Source organism: Aeribacillus sp. JST-2 (genome assembly GCF_056032925.1).
Map to the genome: position 1 here is coordinate 57,502 of NZ_JBVVUU010000003.1, position 15,608 is coordinate 73,109.

The 15,608-nt window shown below is 41.4% G+C and carries 20 protein-coding genes; all 20 read right to left on the minus strand.

From position 1 onward, the window contains the following. Positions 1-9: 9 nt before the first annotated feature. The gene (locus AC0KTX_RS02505; RefSeq protein ID WP_474250660.1) at positions 10-633 is read right to left on the minus strand and encodes a hypothetical protein; all 624 of its coding nucleotides are present in this window, start codon (positions 631-633) and stop codon (positions 10-12) included. Positions 634-1,389: 756 nt separating this feature from the next. Further along, entirely contained in the window at positions 1,390-2,274 is an 885-nt protein-coding gene (locus AC0KTX_RS02510; RefSeq protein WP_474250794.1) for a polyprenyl synthetase family protein, read from the minus strand. Continuing rightward, entirely contained in the window at positions 2,274-2,507 is a 234-nt protein-coding gene (locus AC0KTX_RS02515) for an exodeoxyribonuclease VII small subunit (protein ID WP_474250661.1), read from the minus strand. Before AC0KTX_RS02515 ends, AC0KTX_RS02510 begins: the two co-directional genes overlap by 1 nt. Continuing rightward, positions 2,504-3,850: an exodeoxyribonuclease VII large subunit gene (gene xseA / locus AC0KTX_RS02520; RefSeq protein ID WP_474250662.1), complete on the minus strand. Its 1,347-nt coding sequence runs from the start codon at positions 3,848-3,850 to the stop codon at positions 2,504-2,506. Before xseA ends, AC0KTX_RS02515 begins: the two co-directional genes overlap by 4 nt. Positions 3,851-3,869: 19 nt before the next feature. Beyond that, positions 3,870-4,721, minus strand: coding sequence for a bifunctional methylenetetrahydrofolate dehydrogenase/methenyltetrahydrofolate cyclohydrolase FolD (folD, locus tag AC0KTX_RS02525; RefSeq protein ID WP_474250663.1), 852 nt, complete (start codon positions 4,719-4,721; stop codon positions 3,870-3,872). Then, entirely contained in the window at positions 4,718-5,125 is a 408-nt protein-coding gene (nusB, locus tag AC0KTX_RS02530; RefSeq protein WP_474250664.1) for a transcription antitermination factor NusB, read from the minus strand. The genes folD and nusB overlap by 4 nt, the downstream gene beginning before the upstream one ends. Positions 5,126-5,277: 152 nt before the next feature. Beyond that, complete coding sequence (locus AC0KTX_RS02535) at positions 5,278-5,682, minus strand: Asp23/Gls24 family envelope stress response protein (protein ID WP_474250665.1); 405 nt, start codon at positions 5,680-5,682, stop codon at positions 5,278-5,280. A gap of 19 nt (positions 5,683-5,701) precedes the next feature. Further along, positions 5,702-7,051 (minus strand): acetyl-CoA carboxylase biotin carboxylase subunit, encoded by a 1,350-nt coding sequence (gene accC, locus AC0KTX_RS02540; RefSeq protein ID WP_474250666.1) that lies wholly within the window; start codon positions 7,049-7,051, stop codon positions 5,702-5,704. Positions 7,052-7,062: 11 nt separating this feature from the next. Beyond that, positions 7,063-7,563 (minus strand): acetyl-CoA carboxylase biotin carboxyl carrier protein, encoded by a 501-nt coding sequence (accB, locus tag AC0KTX_RS02545; protein WP_474250667.1) that lies wholly within the window; start codon positions 7,561-7,563, stop codon positions 7,063-7,065. Between the two features lie 165 nt (positions 7,564-7,728). After that, the gene (locus tag AC0KTX_RS02550; protein WP_474250668.1) at positions 7,729-8,382 is read right to left on the minus strand and encodes a SpoIIIAH-like family protein; all 654 of its coding nucleotides are present in this window, start codon (positions 8,380-8,382) and stop codon (positions 7,729-7,731) included. A gap of 1 nt (position 8,383) precedes the next feature. After that, positions 8,384-9,028, minus strand: coding sequence for a stage III sporulation protein AG (gene spoIIIAG, locus AC0KTX_RS02555; protein WP_474250669.1), 645 nt, complete (start codon positions 9,026-9,028; stop codon positions 8,384-8,386). Next, complete coding sequence (spoIIIAF, locus tag AC0KTX_RS02560) at positions 9,029-9,643, minus strand: stage III sporulation protein AF (protein ID WP_474250670.1); 615 nt, start codon at positions 9,641-9,643, stop codon at positions 9,029-9,031. Between the two features lie 10 nt (positions 9,644-9,653). Beyond that, positions 9,654-10,862, minus strand: coding sequence for a stage III sporulation protein AE (spoIIIAE, locus tag AC0KTX_RS02565; protein ID WP_474250671.1), 1,209 nt, complete (start codon positions 10,860-10,862; stop codon positions 9,654-9,656). 17 nt (positions 10,863-10,879) lie between these two features. Continuing rightward, a complete protein-coding gene (spoIIIAD, locus tag AC0KTX_RS02570) occupies positions 10,880-11,239 on the minus strand; it encodes a stage III sporulation protein AD (protein WP_474250672.1) in 360 nt (119 codons plus the stop codon). Positions 11,240-11,284: 45 nt separating this feature from the next. Beyond that, positions 11,285-11,491, minus strand: coding sequence for a stage III sporulation protein AC (spoIIIAC, locus tag AC0KTX_RS02575; protein WP_474250673.1), 207 nt, complete (start codon positions 11,489-11,491; stop codon positions 11,285-11,287). A 27-nt stretch (positions 11,492-11,518) separates the two neighbouring features. Continuing rightward, entirely contained in the window at positions 11,519-12,031 is a 513-nt protein-coding gene (gene spoIIIAB, locus AC0KTX_RS02580) for a stage III sporulation protein SpoIIIAB (protein WP_474250795.1), read from the minus strand. Positions 12,032-12,036: 5 nt separating this feature from the next. Then, positions 12,037-12,954, minus strand: a complete 918-nt coding sequence (spoIIIAA, locus tag AC0KTX_RS02585; protein WP_474250674.1) for a stage III sporulation protein AA — start codon at positions 12,952-12,954, stop codon at positions 12,037-12,039. A 517-nt stretch (positions 12,955-13,471) separates the two neighbouring features. After that, positions 13,472-14,029, minus strand: coding sequence for an elongation factor P (gene efp, locus AC0KTX_RS02590; RefSeq protein ID WP_474250675.1), 558 nt, complete (start codon positions 14,027-14,029; stop codon positions 13,472-13,474). Between the two features lie 44 nt (positions 14,030-14,073). Further along, positions 14,074-15,135, minus strand: a complete 1,062-nt coding sequence (locus AC0KTX_RS02595; protein WP_474250676.1) for a M24 family metallopeptidase — start codon at positions 15,133-15,135, stop codon at positions 14,074-14,076. Beyond that, positions 15,125-15,574, minus strand: coding sequence for a type II 3-dehydroquinate dehydratase (gene aroQ, locus AC0KTX_RS02600; RefSeq protein WP_474250677.1), 450 nt, complete (start codon positions 15,572-15,574; stop codon positions 15,125-15,127). Before aroQ ends, AC0KTX_RS02595 begins: the two co-directional genes overlap by 11 nt. Positions 15,575-15,608 lie beyond the last annotated feature (34 nt).

The window sequence follows — 15,608 nt, forward strand, 5'->3', positions numbered from 1 at the left end:
AAGGATCACTCACTTTCGATTCTTGTTTAATTTTTTCTTTTTATGATTTTTCCCTTTTTTCTCACTCAACACAGCAATTTTAAAGCGAGTTTCAAGAAAATAAAACAATTTTCCAACATAAAAAATAATCGGTGTTGAAAAACGGATCGCAAATGCTTTTCCAAATGCTTTGCCACCAACCGTCAGAGCAGCGACAATGCTTGTAAAAATAACGGATATCGTAAATTCAATAGGTGAAGCTTGCTTTTCTACAAAAGACAATGCCAATTGGGCTACGACAACAGCCGATGCCGTCCCGCTGATAATCCCTGAAATATCACCAATGACATCATTGCAAAAGTTTGAAAAGCGATCCGCGTTCCTGATAATGCGAATCGCTTGTTTCGCCCCGTTCACCCGTTTCGCCGCCATTGCATGAAAAGGAACTTCATCTGCAGACGTTGCCGCAATTCCGAGCATATCAAAAAAAATTCCGATCAAAATGATGACGAAGACGATCAGCATACCAACCGCCCATTCTACCCCATCAAGAAGGACAGTCGACACAATTGAAAAAAGAGCCGCTAACACAAACGTGATAACGGCAATTCCTAAGCTCCATCGTATTGAATAGCGAATAAGCTCCTTTATCATTGAATGAATAACACCTAATTTCTTTAGTTAAACTATGTATATCAAGTGGAGTGGTCATATATAGAGTAAACATTGCGGCTTAGGTCCAGTAGGTTTTCCCAGCAGGGTACCGCGCGTTGCCGCTTCGGCGGTTTCCCTTTAAACCCCGCTTAGCGCTGTCGCCAAACGCTAGACTGGATTGCCACTTAGTCCGCACTACAATCCTCTATATATGTCAGAGCGAACAGTCTAGGAGTTTTCCTCTAACAGCCTTTGACCGGTTCCTAGCCTCTTTTGCAGAGCTGATTTCATATGTTTAAAAGAAGCTTTTTCATTGGCCATATGAAAAAGTTCCTTCATCAACATAATCCCCTCAGACTCCACTCAAGGCAGGCTACGCTGCCCGCGCCTCAAGCCTTCAATGTCGGATGTCAATAAGGCGCTAAAGACAGGTTCATACCCATTTCGCACGGACTTCCATTCCGATGCGAAAAACAGGCCTCCGCGGAAAGAGGGTCAACGCCCACATGCCATTGTGGATCGCCCTCTAACCTTAACCCCCAGCATCAACCCAAGGCTGGGCGCCTCAAGCCAACACCAGGAACTTCATCGATGTGCCCTTCGGCGGATTTTTAGGCCCGCCTTCAGAACCGGGGGGCTGACTAGAATACTGCACCACTCCATGAATTTTTCTAGCTCTATTATATCATATTCAAAAGGAGTGACTCAATAATGGAATCGCAGATCCACAAATAGCCGGCTGTCCATTCATTGTGATTAAAAATCTCTTTTGCCGACAAAATCGCATAAAGACGAAAGCAGCTCCGTATTCATTGAACATCCCTGCAAAGCCGCCTTAGATTTTGCTATATGCTCTGCCAGCTTTTTCTTGGCCTCTTCCAATGATAGGAGAGAAATGTAGGTTGTTTTATGATTATCTTGGTCAGAACCGACCGGCTTGCCGATTTTTTTCTCGTCTCCTTCAACATCCAAAATATCATCCCGTATTTGAAAAGCGATGCCGAAATGTTGGGCAAAAACGCGCAATTTCTTTATTTCTTCTTCAGTCGCACCGGCAATAATGGCTCCCGCAACAATGCTAAATTCTAAAAGCTTTGCCGTTTTATGCTCGTGAATATATTCGAGTTCTTCTAAAGAAATGGTCTTATTTTCTCCTTCCATGTCGGCCGTTTGTCCACCGACCATTCCTTCCGCTCCCGCCGCTTTGGAAAGCTCTGCTATCAATTTGATTTTAACCGGATCCGAAAGCTGGTTGCAATCGGCTATTACGCGAAAACTTTCGGTCAACAAACCGTCTCCGGCAAGAACGGCGATTGCTTCGCCAAACACTTTATGATTGGTTGGTTTACCTCTCCGCAAATCATCGTCATCCATGCAAGGCAGATCATCATGGATGAGCGAATAAGTATGAACCATTTCTACTGCACAGGCGGTTCTGTACCCGAGCTCTTCTTGTTTTCCATATGAATGAAGCACCGCCAATAAAAGGACGGGGCGCAATCTTTTTCCTCCGGCATTAAGAGAATAAAGCATCGAGTCTTTTAACGTTTTCGGAGCATTCAATTGCTCGATGAAAGTCGGGAGAATTGAATCTATAGCTTCTTTTCGCGATTTTAAATATTCTGATATAGAAATCACAATCATTCGTCCTCCTGTGGTGTAAACGGCTTGATCTCGCCATTGTCTTCGAGAATAAACTCCATCTGCTCTTCCACCCTTTTTAACTTTTTGTGGCAAAGTTTAGAAAGTTCCATACCCTCCTGAAAATATTGAATCGCTTCCTCCAACGGTACGTCCCCTTCTTCTAATTTTTTGACGATTGATTCTAATTGTTCCATCGCTTTTTCAAATGAAATGTCTTTTTCCTCTTTCATTGTCTTCTCCCCTCAATGTTCAATACTTCACAGTGGACGGCGCCGTCTTGAAGCTTAATTTGGACAGTATCGCCCGGAGCTGTTTGCTGAACACTTTTAACGAGAACGTCTTTTTTATAAACGAGGCTGTACCCTCTTTCCATTACTTTTAATGGACTTAACGCATCAAGTTTCGAGACGAGCGCCTGAAAACGTGCTTCCTTTTGTTGCAATAATCTTGTTAATTCCCGCACCAGTTTTTGATCTTGTTCCACTATTTTTTCTTTTGTTTGCTTAATGCGATCGGAAAAAAGATTTGCATTCAGCCGATTGTTTATGAGCAAATAGCGGTCCATGTGGTTTTGCCAATAACGTTTTCCCGCTTTTTGAAAACGTTCTAACAAAAGATCAAGCTCCTGCTCTTTTTGCAAATAAAGTCTTTTCGGATATTTAAATGCATACGAGGTCGTTAGTCTGGAAAGCTTGATTTTTTCTTTGTTTATCCGTTCTTTTAAAGAGTTGACCATTCGAATTCTCCGCTCTTGAATCCGCTCCTTCAAATCGGCAATGTTCGGCACTGCCAGCTCGGCTGCTCCCGTTGGGGTCGGCGCCCGCATGTCCGCAACAAAATCGGCAATTGTAAAATCCGTTTCATGCCCCACTGCTGAAATAATCGGGATCTTTGACTGAAATATCTCCCTCGCCACTATTTCTTCATTAAATGCCCAAAGCTCCTCAATGGAACCGCCGCCCCGTCCTAAAATCAGCACATCTAAAAAACCTAACTGATTGGCGGTCTGAATTTGTTTCACGATTGATCTGCTTGCATGGATGCCTTGTACGAGTGCAGGGAGAACAATCACTTTTGCCACGGGATACCGCCGTTTAATGGTTGTGATGATGTCACGCACAGCAGCTCCTGAAGGCGACGTAATGACACCGATCGATTTTGGAAAAGCAGGAATCGGTTTTTTATGTCGATGATCAAATAAACCTTCCTGCGCTAATTTTTTTTTCAGTTGTTCATAAGCAAGGTAAAGGCTGCCGACGCCATCCGGCTCCATTTCTTTTACATACATTTGATAGGCGCCGGCTTGCTCATATACTGTGATCTCACCGCGCACAAAAACGCTCATCCCTTCCTCCGGACGGAAAGACAGGGAGCGGTTAAAACTGGAAAACATGACAGCCTGCATTCTGGCATGCTCGTCTTTTAGCGTAAAATAAATATGTCCGCGCTCGTGAATTTTTACGTTTGAAAGCTCCCCTTTTACCCAAATATCCTGCAGATGAGGATCGACATCAAACTTCATTTTAATATATTTTGTCAATGCCTTGACCGTTACGTATTTTCGATCCGCCATGAAAACGCTCCTTTATTGGTTAACCGAGCCGTTTTTTTGCTGATTTTACCGTATTGTAGACGAGCATCGTGATCGTCATTGGTCCGACTCCCCCAGGTACAGGGGTGATGACGCTTGCTTTCTCTTTCGCTTCTGCAAAATTGACATCGCCGACAAGCTTGCCATTTTCCAAACGATTGACACCGACATCAATGACAACGGCACCTTCTTTTATATCATCTGCTCCGATCAACTGCGGACGGCCAACCGCAACAATTAAAATATCTGCTTGTGTTGTGATGTCCCGCAAATTTTTTGTTTTTGAATGGCAATATGTAACTGTTGCATGTTCGTTCAGAAGCAATTGACCGACCGGTTTGCCGACAATATTGCTTCTGCCGACCACGACGACATGTTTTCCGGCAATGTCAATGTTGGCAGATTTAATCATTTCCACGATTCCGGCAGGCGTGCATGGCAAAAATGCATCTTGCCCCGTCATCATACGCCCGATGTTGATCGGGTGAAAACCGTCAACATCCTTTTCTGGAGAAATCTTTTCGATCACCGCTTTTTCGTCTATATGCTTTGGAAGAGGAAGTTGGACAAGAATGCCGTCAAAGCGGTCATCGTGATTATAATGATCAATAAGTTCCAACAATTGTTCCTGGGAAACGGTTTCGTCTAAATGTTCAAGTTTGAATGAAACTCCGGTCTCTTCCGATGCTTTTTGCTTCCCTTTAATATAAGAGAGAGAAGCGGGGTTATTTCCGACCAAAATAATGACAAGGCCCGGTGTAATCCCTTTCTTTTGCAATTGTTCGACCTCTTTTTTGAGTTCGCTTCGTTTTTCTTTTGCTAATTCTTTGCCGCTAATAATCGCTGCCGTCATTGTTTTTCCTCCTCTGTTTCCAATTCATTTTTTACATTTGAGAGGACACCATTTACAAATTTGCTTGACTGATGATCGCCAAAAATTTTGGCAAGTTCGATTGCTTCATCAATTGCAACATTATAAGGAATATCCGGCTCGTATTTCATTTCATAAACAGCCATGCGCAAAATGGCGCGATCAACATTTGCCAGCCTTTCAAGCTTCCAATTCACTAAATTTGATTGAATCAACTCATCAATTTCTTTTTGGTATTTGACTGTTCCAAATACAAGCCTGTTCAGAAATTCATCTTGTTCCTCGTCAGATAAAACATGTTGAATAGCTTCTGCAGGCGGCGTATCAGCCAAATCTATTTGAAATAGTGCCTGCAAGGCTTTTTTTCTAGCTGTTCTCCGTTTCATCGTCCTTCTCCTTTATTCATCCTAATTGTCGAAATGTCTTACATGAATCATATCACAATTCCGCTCCTTATCGTACACGAAAGTTCATGGGAAGCAAGAATTCAGAATGATTTTTATTTTTTCAATAAAAAAAGGGGGGCGTCCCCCTTTTTTTACATCTCCTCTTCAATTTCCGTCTCTTGTGATTTAACCTCAAATTGTATTCCAACAACGTGAATGTTGATTTCATTGATTTCAAGCGCAGTCATTGTTAAAAGCGCTTGGCGGATGTTATCTTGCACTTTTTGCGCAACAACCGGTATGGAAACGCCAAAATTCATGACGCAATAAACATCGATTACGATGCCATCTTCCCGTAAATCCACTTTTACGCCTTTGCCATGGTTTTTCTTTCCAAAACGTTCAGCGACACCAGAAGCAAAATTCCCGCGCATTTGCGCCACACCTTCAATTTCGGAAGCTGCAATGCCTGCAATCACTTCAATGACTTCCGGAGCAATCTCTACTTTTCCCAAACTTGCTTCCTCATGATTCATCTCAAGAAGATTTTCTTTCATGAGATCCACCTCCTACGAATTATTCCATGATCTTGTAATGTTCAAGGAACCTTGTGTTAAAATCTCCGCTGACAAATTTTTCGTGTTCCATTAATTTTTTATGAAAAGGAATCGTTGTATATACTCCTTCAATCACAAACTCGCTTAATGCCCGCTTCATTTTTGCAATCGCTTCTTCTCTTGTCGCACCGTGGGTAATCAGCTTGGCGACCATTGAGTCATAGTACGGAGGAATGGAGTAGCCCGGATAACAGGCGGAGTCCACTCGAACCCCGGGTCCTCCCGGCGGAAGGTACATTTCAATTTTTCCTGCCGACGGCATGAAATTTTTTTCAGGGTTTTCAGCATTGATCCGACATTCGATTGCCCAGCCATTAAATTTGACGTCTTCCTGTTTGTAGGAGAGCGGTTCATTGGAGGCAATCTTGATTTGTTCTTTGATTAAATCGATGCCTGTGACCATTTCAGTAACAGGATGTTCAACTTGGATTCGTGTATTCATTTCCATAAAATAAAATTGTTGATTTTTGTAATCGAAAATGAATTCAACCGTTCCAGCTCCTGCATAATTGACAGCTTTTGCAGCTTTAACAGCCGCTTCTCCCATCTTGTTTCGCATTTCTTCTGTCAGAACAGGGGATGGGGTTTCTTCCACCAGTTTTTGCAAGCGTCTTTGAATGGAACAGTCCCTTTCGCCGAGATGAATGACATTGCCGTGATGATCAGCGAGAATTTGAATTTCAACATGGCGGAAATCTTCAATATATTTTTCAATGTAAACACCGGGATTGCCGAATGCCGTTTGCGCTTCTTGCTGGGTAATTTGAATGCCTTTTCTTAAACTATCCCTGTCATGCGCAACGCGAATCCCTTTTCCGCCTCCGCCAGCCGTGGCTTTAATGATGACGGGATATCCAATTTCTTCGGCAAGCTCAACGGCCTCCTCAACATCTTGAATGATTCCTTTTGAACCAGGCACAATTGGAACTCCCGCCTGTCTCATCGTTTCACGAGCAACATCTTTTTCCCCCATTTTTTGGATAGCTTCAGGACTTGGGCCGACAAAAATTATATTGCAATCATTGCACAATTCGGCGAAATCAGCGTTTTCCGCTAAAAAACCGTAGCCGGGATGAATGGCGTCAGACCCGGTCAAGGTAGCAGCACTGACAATGTTTGTAAAGTTTAAGTAGCTGTCTTTAGAAGCTGTTGGTCCGATGCAATATGCTTCATCGGCAAGCTGTACATGCAGCGCCTCTTTATCGGCTTCCGAATAGACAGCAACCGTTTCGATCCCCAGCTCTTTGCATGCGCGTATGATTCGTACAGCGATTTCTCCTCTGTTGGCTACAAGCAGTTTTTTAATCATTTCTAAGTCCCTCACTCCGGTTTTACTAGAAATAATGGTTGCCCATATTCTACGAGCTGTCCATTCTCCACCAAAACATCCACGATTTCGCCTTTTACTTCTGCTTCAATCTCATTAAATAATTTCATTGCTTCCACTATGCATACGACGGTATTTTCTTTTACTTTTGAACCTATTGTAACATACGGATCTGCATCTGGTTTAGGTGAAGCATAGAATGTACCCACCATCGGGGAGGTAATTTTATGGAGTTCACTGGAATTTTCTTCAGTTTCAGCCGTCTTGACGGCAGCTTTCGAATCGTCAATAGCATTTGCCGGTGCAGCGGGTGCTTTTGGGGCAAGGTTTGCTTGCACGTTTTCCTGGCTAAAGGTTTGGTTGGCAACGAAGGACGCTTCGACTTTCCTTTTTTTTAATTCAATTTTCGCTCCGTCAAATTCATATGTAAATTCATCAATTGCTGTTTCATCAATCAGTTTAATCAATTCCTTGATTTCTTCTATTTTCAGCATTGCAAACACTCCTTAAAGTATATAGCATTATCATCAAGTATTAAAAGTAACTACCATTAATCATACGATAATCTTTTGCAAAAATTCAACCGCAATCTATCATTTAAGCTTTCTTGTATTATTTTCATGAATGCGTAAAAAAGCCCCGATTGGATACGGGGCATGTTATTCAGCCGTTTGCAATGTGACGAGAACGTCTTCCGTTGTTTGGATTTCATCTTTTACCATATGAATGAGTTCATTCGCTTGTTTTTTCGAAAGCTCCTTCGCTTTTACCGTTATTCTCACTTGATCTCCGTCGGCGCGCACTAATGCATCATCATATCCCTTTGTTTTAATTAATGTTTCAAGCACCTTTTCTTTTTCCGCCAATTCGGATAATCGGCGCATTTCTTCATAAGCTTTGCTTTTTTCCTCAGCTGATACATCATTTGAACCAATGATTGATTCTAATTCTTGCTTTCGTTCGCTCCGCGCATCCTCGAGTTCCATTCTCAAAGCAGTAAAAAGGTCTTCTCCGGTAACTGTAGACACCATTGATCCATCTTGATTTTCAGCTTTGCCAGTTTGGTCTTGTTCATTTGCTGCGCTGTTATTGGCTTGCGGCGGTTCCTCTTGCTGCGAACTTTCGTTTCCTTCTTTTTCTTGCGTTTCTGTTTTTTCGGTGTTTTCCTTTATGCCCTCCTTCTTATTTTCGGAAGAACCTGTCAATGCAACGTTTTGGGAAGTGCCTCCTTCAGGTGAAGTAATGTAATAGACAGATAAAACGACAACTAAACTTAACATCGTTAATAGCCAAACTGTTTGTTTTTTCAACACATCAACCATCCCCCTTTACTTTTTTTGGCATCACAGCAACTTGGTGGCTATTTACATCAAGTACTCTTGTCACGGCATCGACAATCATCTTTTTTACTTGGACGCTTTCAGCTCCTTCTGCAACAATAAGTACTCCGCGAATTTTTGGTTTTTCCGTTTTGGTGACAACAGGTAATTCCTCTTCTCCTTTTCTTATGATCACAACTTGTTCATCGACAGACTTATCTTCGACGAGTCTTCTTCCGCCTTCCTTGTCAGTCTCCTCCGTCGTTTGGTTGTGCATTACACGGTTTTTCTCCAGCACCTGCTCAGATGTAGAATCGACATTAACGACCACTTCCACTTGACCGATGCCATTGATTGATTCAAGCGCCCCTTTCAATTCGCTTTCAAATCTTTCTTCATACTGTTCGATCGTGTTTTTATCGCTTGTTTGTTTAAATACAGGTTCTACTTCTTTTTCATTTGGTGAGTTCATCGGTTCCAACGTTGCTGCATCATCGGAAAAAACACTCCCCACTATCATAAAGGCAACGCCCAATAACAAGAAAACGAACATGAATGGAAAGATCGGCAGTTTTTTTTTATGATCCCTGCTGGAAAATTTTGAGGCTAATGTTTGAAATATATTTTTCCTATCATTCACTCAATCGCCTCCTTGCATGTGAATCGAAATTTTTTCTTGAGAAAGCCCCCATTTTTCTGAAAGCAGGGCAATAATTTCCTTTTCATTTTCATTTTCGATTGTTGGTTGATCAGCTTCTTTTTGAAAAACTGGCTCAATTTCCACAGGTTTAACCATTTCCACAGAATTCGCATTTTCTTTTTCTCCGATAGTCACGATAACTTTTTCCACTTCCTTTAATTGATCCTCATCTGTATTGGCAGAAAGTTGAAGATCTTTCACGGTTAATCCATATTTTTCTACCAGCTCCCCTTCCACCATATTTTCCATTTGGACAGCCATTTGTTCTAAAATATATGCATGATCTTTTGCTTGTATTTCTTTTTTCTTAAATTCAATCGAATTTTTTATAGAGTCTTCCGTTTTTTCAAATTGATGAATTTCATTTGCCAGCATTTGCGGCAAATGATAAGAAAAAATTTTTAATATTGGTTCAATCATAACGGCCAATAATAAAAGGCTCATAATGATTTTTACATATTTCTCCATGGCAGATCGCGGAAGGATCATATCCAATAGGACGGCAATAAAAATAAATAAGATAATGTTTTGAATCCATTCCGTAAAAAAAGCCATATTTTCACTCCTATCGAACCATCATCGTGACATTGCTGGCGGCAATAATCACCGTAATGGATAAAAAGAACATGAATGAAACCAGCAAAAGCGCCGCAAAAATATAAATGATGCTTTTTGAAATGATATCCAAGCATGAAATCACTTCTCCCTCTCCCAAAGGCTGCAATATGGCTGCGGCAAATTTATAGATAAATGCAACAGCTAAAATCTTAATTGCCGGAAAAACGGCAATGAATAAAAGGATGACAAGGCCAAAAATGCCAACGATATTTTTTAAGAGCATCGATGCGCTCACAATCGTGTCGGCCGCATCCGTAAACATTTTTCCAAGAACAGGAATTATATTTCCGGCAACAAGTTTCGTTGTTCTTAACGCAATGCCGTCAGCAACGGCGGATGATGCTCCTTGAACGGAAATCACGCCCAAAAAGATGGTCAAAAAGGTTCCAATTAATCCAATGCTGATATTGCGCAGCAATTTTGCCAAATGCGTCACTTTATAATGATCGGTCATTGTGCTCACTAAAAATAGAAGGGTTGATAATAACAATAGCGGAAGGACAATTTTTTCGATCAATATACCGCTGCCGTTCATTAAAAAAACGGTAATTGGATGGAAAAAGGCCGCCGAAGCAATTCCCCCTGAAGAGGCCATCAAAGCAATTAAAAGCGGTATGAGAGCAAGCAAAAAATTTGTCATCCCTCTAATGGCTTCCATCGCATACGAACTTGCTACTTGAAAACTGTTCAGTGCTAAAATGACAAGAACCATATACAAAATCGAGTAGGAAACTTTGCTAATGGTTGTCCCTTCAAAAGCATTTTGCAAATGTTTTAAAAGGGCGCTGAAGACCGTTAAAAGAATAATTGTTCCAAGAAGTTTGCCATTTGCGATAATTTCGTAAAAAAGAAATTTGCAAATTCCTGTTATCCATTCCTTCAACGAAAATTTTTTCTCACCGCTTATATAATCGATTAAGCTTCCTTTTTGGCTTTCAGGCAGCCACCCGCCATATTTGTTTATAATATCATCCCAAAATTTTGTTACTTCCTCGAGCCCGAGCTTGTCCGCTTGTTGGGCAATGTATTCATTTTGAAACGCCTCCGCATCGTTTCCTTCTTTATAAGCTGCATCGGCAGCCGCTTGTACGGCGTTTGGCAAAGAGATTAAAAAAACAAATAAAAAACCAATTTTCCATAACAACGTCGGCTTCATCGTCTCTCCCCTTTGGCTTAAATGTCTGGAAGAAGCTTAATCATCGTTTGAATGATCACTGTAATGATCGGGATCGCCATTGATAAAATCAGAATTTTCCCCGCTAATTCAATTTTTGAGGCAATGGACCCATGTCCAGCATCTTTTGCAACTTGGGCGCCAAATTCTGCAATGTAGGCAATGCCGACGATTTTCAAAATAGTCTCAATATACACAAAATCAATGCTTGCCTGCTTTGCAATGTTTTCAATCATTCGGATCAATTGAAAAAGGTAATCGACTAAAAAAATAAATATCGTAACACCTGTAAAGACAATTAATAAAAAGGAGAACGCAGGTTTTTGTTCTTTGACGACAAGCGAAAGCAATGTCGCCATTAAACCAACTCCGACAATTTGAAAGATTTCAATCGTTAAGCCCTCCTATCCGTGAAAAAGAAAAACGGACTTAATTTTTTGAAACAAATCATTCACAATGGAAGCGACCATAAAAAGTATGTAAATAAAGCCTAACAACGTTACCCATTGGGCATATTCTTTCTTCCCCATTTGATCTAAAATTGTATGAAGAAAGGCAACGATTATCCCGATTCCGGCAATTTGAAAAATTGTGTTGACATCAACTCCCATGATTCCTTCTCCTCCTAGCTCATTTCATTACATCAGCAGAATAATGATGAGCAATCCAACTAAAAATCCTAAACTTTTCATCATTTTTTCGTAACGCACTTGATGATCAACCGCTTCTTTCTCTTCTTTCTCTAAGTGGGCCATCGTCAATCGGATGTGCTTTTGCTGCGTGATCAAATCATGCTGGCCAAGGGTTTCACCAAACTGTCTTAAAATTTCCAATTCCCCTTCTTTTAAAGAAGTGGAAGGCCATATTTCTGACAGGCTTTCTTCCCATGCCCTCTTTACATCCGTGTCGCCGTCCGATAATTTTTGCGAAAAGGATATAAATAGATCGGAAAGGGGGGAAGCAGTTTGTTTGGCAATATGTTCGGAAGCGTCTTTCAAAGGGGCATGTCCGTACATGATTTCTGCCTCCAAGCTTTGCAAAGAAACTTTTAATTGCCTAAGCTGTTTGGTGCGTTCCGCCAATCTTTTGGCTGCATCAAAACCAGCCCATGTTGTAGCCAAAAGGATAAACACGGATCCGATTATTTTCAGCATGACTATTTGACACCCGCTTTATATAAAAGTTCCTTGTTTTTTTTCCCCCATATTTTCATTACAGTTCCCGGCAAATGGACTTTCCCAAGTTCTAGAAAGCGGTCAAAAATGCCGGCTTTAATCAGCTCTCTGAGCGTCGGCCGGAGCATTAAATCTTCCAGACGCTCTCCATGGGCGCTTACAAACAACCGAACTCCACTATTGACTGCTTCAAGCAACGCTTCCGCATCTTCCTTTCGTCCGATTTCATCCGCAATAATGACTTCAGGACTCATGGAACGGATTAACATCATCATGCCTTCCGCTTTCGGGCAGCTATCGAGGACATCGATCCGCTGGCCAAATGTAAACTGCGGAATTCCTTTCACACAGCCAGCTATTTCCGATCGTTCATCAACGATGCCAACTTTTTGAGAAGGAATCTTATTTGTCCCTTGACTTATCAACCTGGCAAAATCGCGAAGCAATGTCGTTTTTCCCGATTGCGGCGGCCCGTATATAAGCGTATTTAACCAGTTTTCTTGATAAACATAAGGAACAAACCGCTCGGCTATGCCAATTTTTTCTCTTGCAATCCGAATATTAAATGAGGTGACATGGCGGATCGCCTTGACTTTTCCTTGCTCTGTCACAACTTTTCCCGCAAGGCCAATTCGATGCCCTCCTCCAATGGTGATATAACCTCTTTTTAACTCCTCCTCCAGCGTATAGATAGAGAACTGGCTAATTTTGTTTAGAATCATCACTCCATCTTCTTTTGTGGCCTGATAGGGGAGAAAATGAGGTTTGCCGACAGCAACGAGCTCTATCGGCTTGTACAAGCGAATACGAATTTCCTCGGTTCGTTCAAAAAAAGAAGAAGGGAGTTTTTTCAGCTCTTTTTCTATTGATTCCGGCAATATGGAAAAGATTTCGTTCAATCTCCCTTCCTCCTTTGTTATAGTTACTTTCAATGTATGCGAGCTTGGACACTTTATGACTGTACTTTCCATATTCCTTTTTATATATTTGAAATTATTTCTAAAAAATAGGGATGGCATTTTGGGGCTTGATCCATTTAGGAGTGAATTTTGTTTGTTGCGGAATTGAACGAGGGACTGTATGGATGGAAAGCTTTCCTATTTTGCTAGTCTTCCTTTTTTGACTAGGAAGTTCATCAACTGAAAAAAGGCTTTTTTATTTTTGGCTCTCAGCAAACATGACCCGCCTCCCCTTCACCTTATTCATTTTAGGAGAAACTTCAATTTAACAGAAAATGGAATTTTAAAACGTTGTGAATATTGTGCAAGGAAGAGGAAGACGATTCAATATTGGCCGCAAAAAGACAAAAACCATCATGCTCCTTTAATTTATCTCCATTGGCCGCAACTCAACTGAACACAAAAAAGGTGATCCAAAAGGAACTTTCCCTTTGGATCACCCAATCCTTTCATAACATTATGCCCGGGAAACATAGGAACCGTCAGATGTGTTGACGACAATGACATCCCCTTCGTTAACAAAGAACGGAACTTGGACGACAAGACCTGTTTCTAATGTTGCCGGTTTTGATCCTCCTGAAGCAGTATCTCCTTTAATGCCCGGTTCAGTTTCAGTGACGGTCAGTTCAACGGTATTCGGAAGCTCAATACCGATGGTCTCTCCTTGGTACATCATAATGTATACTTCCATATTTTCTTTCAAAAATTTCAATTCGTACTCAATTTGCTTTGCACTAAGTTCAATTTGCTCATACGATTCTGTATCCATAAAAACGTGTTGATCACCGTTTGCATACAAATATTGCATTTTTCGGGTATCGATTTGCGCGCGGGCCACTTTTTCACCAGCCCGGAACGTTTTTTCTTGTATGGCTCCTGTCCGAAGGTTGCGCAATTTGGATCTGACAAACGCCGCCCCTTTACCCGGTTTAACATGTTGAAATTCAAGAACGCGCCAAATTCCGCCGTCCACTTCAATGGTTAATCCTGTTCGAAAATCATTGACAGAAATCATTTTTTGTTCCTCCTATAACATAATCATTCCCGATAATTCGGCCATTAAAGAATAATGAAATCTTTGCGCGAATGAGTCAGCAGTTCGTTCCCTTGCTCGGTAATAAGGATATCATCTTCAATCCGGACTCCTCCCTTTCCCGGGAGATAGATTCCAGGTTCAACCGTAACCGCCATCCCCGGTTCAAGCACGGTGTCGGAACGAACGGATAAAGTCGGCCCCTCATGGATTTCAAGGCCGATTCCATGTCCTGTTGAATGGCCAAAGTAATCTCCGTATCCTTTCTCGGAAATGTAAGTTCTCGTTATGGCATCCGCTTCCCTGCCGGTTATTCCGGGTTTGATTTCGTTTACGCCCTTTTTTTGGGCTTCCAATACGATTTGATAAATTTCTTTCATTTCTTCTCCCGGGTCGCCAACAGCAATGGTTCTTGTAATATCCGAGCAGTAGCCTTTATAATAAGCGCCGAAATCAAGGGTGACTAGTTCGCCTTTTTCAATTGTCTTATCGCTTGCCACACCATGCGGAAGGGCAGAGCGGTAGCCTGATGCGACAATCGTATCAAAAGACGAAGAAGCGGCTCCGTTTTTCCGCATAAAAAATTCAAGCTCATTCGCTATTTCAATCTCTTTCACACCTGGCCGAATAATATGTAAAATATGTGAAAAAGCTCGATCCACAAGTTCGGCAGCTTCCTTTAATATCTTAATCTCTTCGTCCGTCTTAATCAAGCGTAACTTTTCAACGATATTTGAGACAGGGATGAATTCAATTCCCTTTAATATATTCTTATACTCGGTATAGACGGAATAGGCGAGATGATCCTGTTCAAATCCCAAAGCCCGGATTCCCATTTTTTTCGCTTGTACGGCGATTTCTTCCATAATGGATCCAGTATGCTGAACGATTCTAAATTCCTTCACCTGCTTTTTCGCCTGCTCAACATACCGGAAATCTGTAATAAAACAGGCATCATCCTTTGACACGAGAGCTATTCCAGCCGTCCCTGTGAACCCGGTTAAATATCGGCGATTATATTCATTTGTAATTAACATTCCGTCAATATTGACAGATTCCATTTGCTCACGGATTTTTTCAAGCTTCATTTTTATCATCTCCCAACAAATGAAGTAAAGAGAGAGCAGCTAATTGATAACCGTAAAATCCAAATCCGACGATTTGTCCTTTTGTAACAGGTGCAGTGACAGAATGATGTCGAAATGATTCCCGTTGATGGATGTTTGAAATATGAACTTCCACAACCGGCTTTGAAATGGCGCTGATGGCATCCCTTATCGCATAGCTGTAGTGGGTGAAAGCAGCCGGGTTTAATATTATGCCGTCAAAATGCCGATCGGCTTCATACAGCTTATCGATGATGGCGCCTTCATAATTTGATTGAAAAAAGGAAAATTGAATACCTTTTTCTTCTCCAAACAGTGTCAGCTCCTGTTCTAAATCGTTTAATGTTTTATTTCCATAAACATGCGGCTCCCTCAATCCGAGATGGTTTAAATTTGGACCGTTTATCACTAGTATCTTCAACGTCATGACACCTTTCTGCTGGAAATTAAAAAAG

Bases quoted from the DNA above. Each gene is read 5' to 3' on its own strand.
- AC0KTX_RS02505 (WP_474250660.1), bottom strand. From the start codon at position 633: ATGATAAAGGAGCTTATTCGCTATTCAATACGATGGAGCTTAGGAATT.
- AC0KTX_RS02515 (WP_474250661.1), bottom strand. From the start codon at position 2,507: ATGAAAGAGGAAAAAGACATTTCATTTGAAAAAGCGATGGAACAATTA.
- xseA (WP_474250662.1), bottom strand. From the start codon at position 3,850: ATGGCGGATCGAAAATACGTAACGGTCAAGGCATTGACAAAATATATT.
- folD (WP_474250663.1), bottom strand. From the start codon at position 4,721: ATGACGGCAGCGATTATTAGCGGCAAAGAATTAGCAAAAGAAAAACGA.
- nusB (WP_474250664.1), bottom strand. From the start codon at position 5,125: ATGAAACGGAGAACAGCTAGAAAAAAAGCCTTGCAGGCACTATTTCAA.
- AC0KTX_RS02535 (WP_474250665.1), bottom strand. From the start codon at position 5,682: ATGAAAGAAAATCTTCTTGAGATGAATCATGAGGAAGCAAGTTTGGGA.
- accC (WP_474250666.1), bottom strand. From the start codon at position 7,051: ATGATTAAAAAACTGCTTGTAGCCAACAGAGGAGAAATCGCTGTACGA.
- accB (WP_474250667.1), bottom strand. From the start codon at position 7,563: ATGCTGAAAATAGAAGAAATCAAGGAATTGATTAAACTGATTGATGAA.
- spoIIIAF (WP_474250670.1), bottom strand. From the start codon at position 9,643: ATGGCTTTTTTTACGGAATGGATTCAAAACATTATCTTATTTATTTTT.
- spoIIIAE (WP_474250671.1), bottom strand. From the start codon at position 10,862: ATGAAGCCGACGTTGTTATGGAAAATTGGTTTTTTATTTGTTTTTTTA.
- spoIIIAD (WP_474250672.1), bottom strand. From the start codon at position 11,239: ATGGCGACATTGCTTTCGCTTGTCGTCAAAGAACAAAAACCTGCGTTC.
- spoIIIAC (WP_474250673.1), bottom strand. From the start codon at position 11,491: ATGGGAGTTGATGTCAACACAATTTTTCAAATTGCCGGAATCGGGATA.
- efp (WP_474250675.1), bottom strand. From the start codon at position 14,029: ATGATTTCTGTCAATGATTTTCGAACAGGATTAACCATTGAAGTGGAC.
- AC0KTX_RS02595 (WP_474250676.1), bottom strand. From the start codon at position 15,135: ATGAAGCTTGAAAAAATCCGTGAGCAAATGGAATCTGTCAATATTGAC.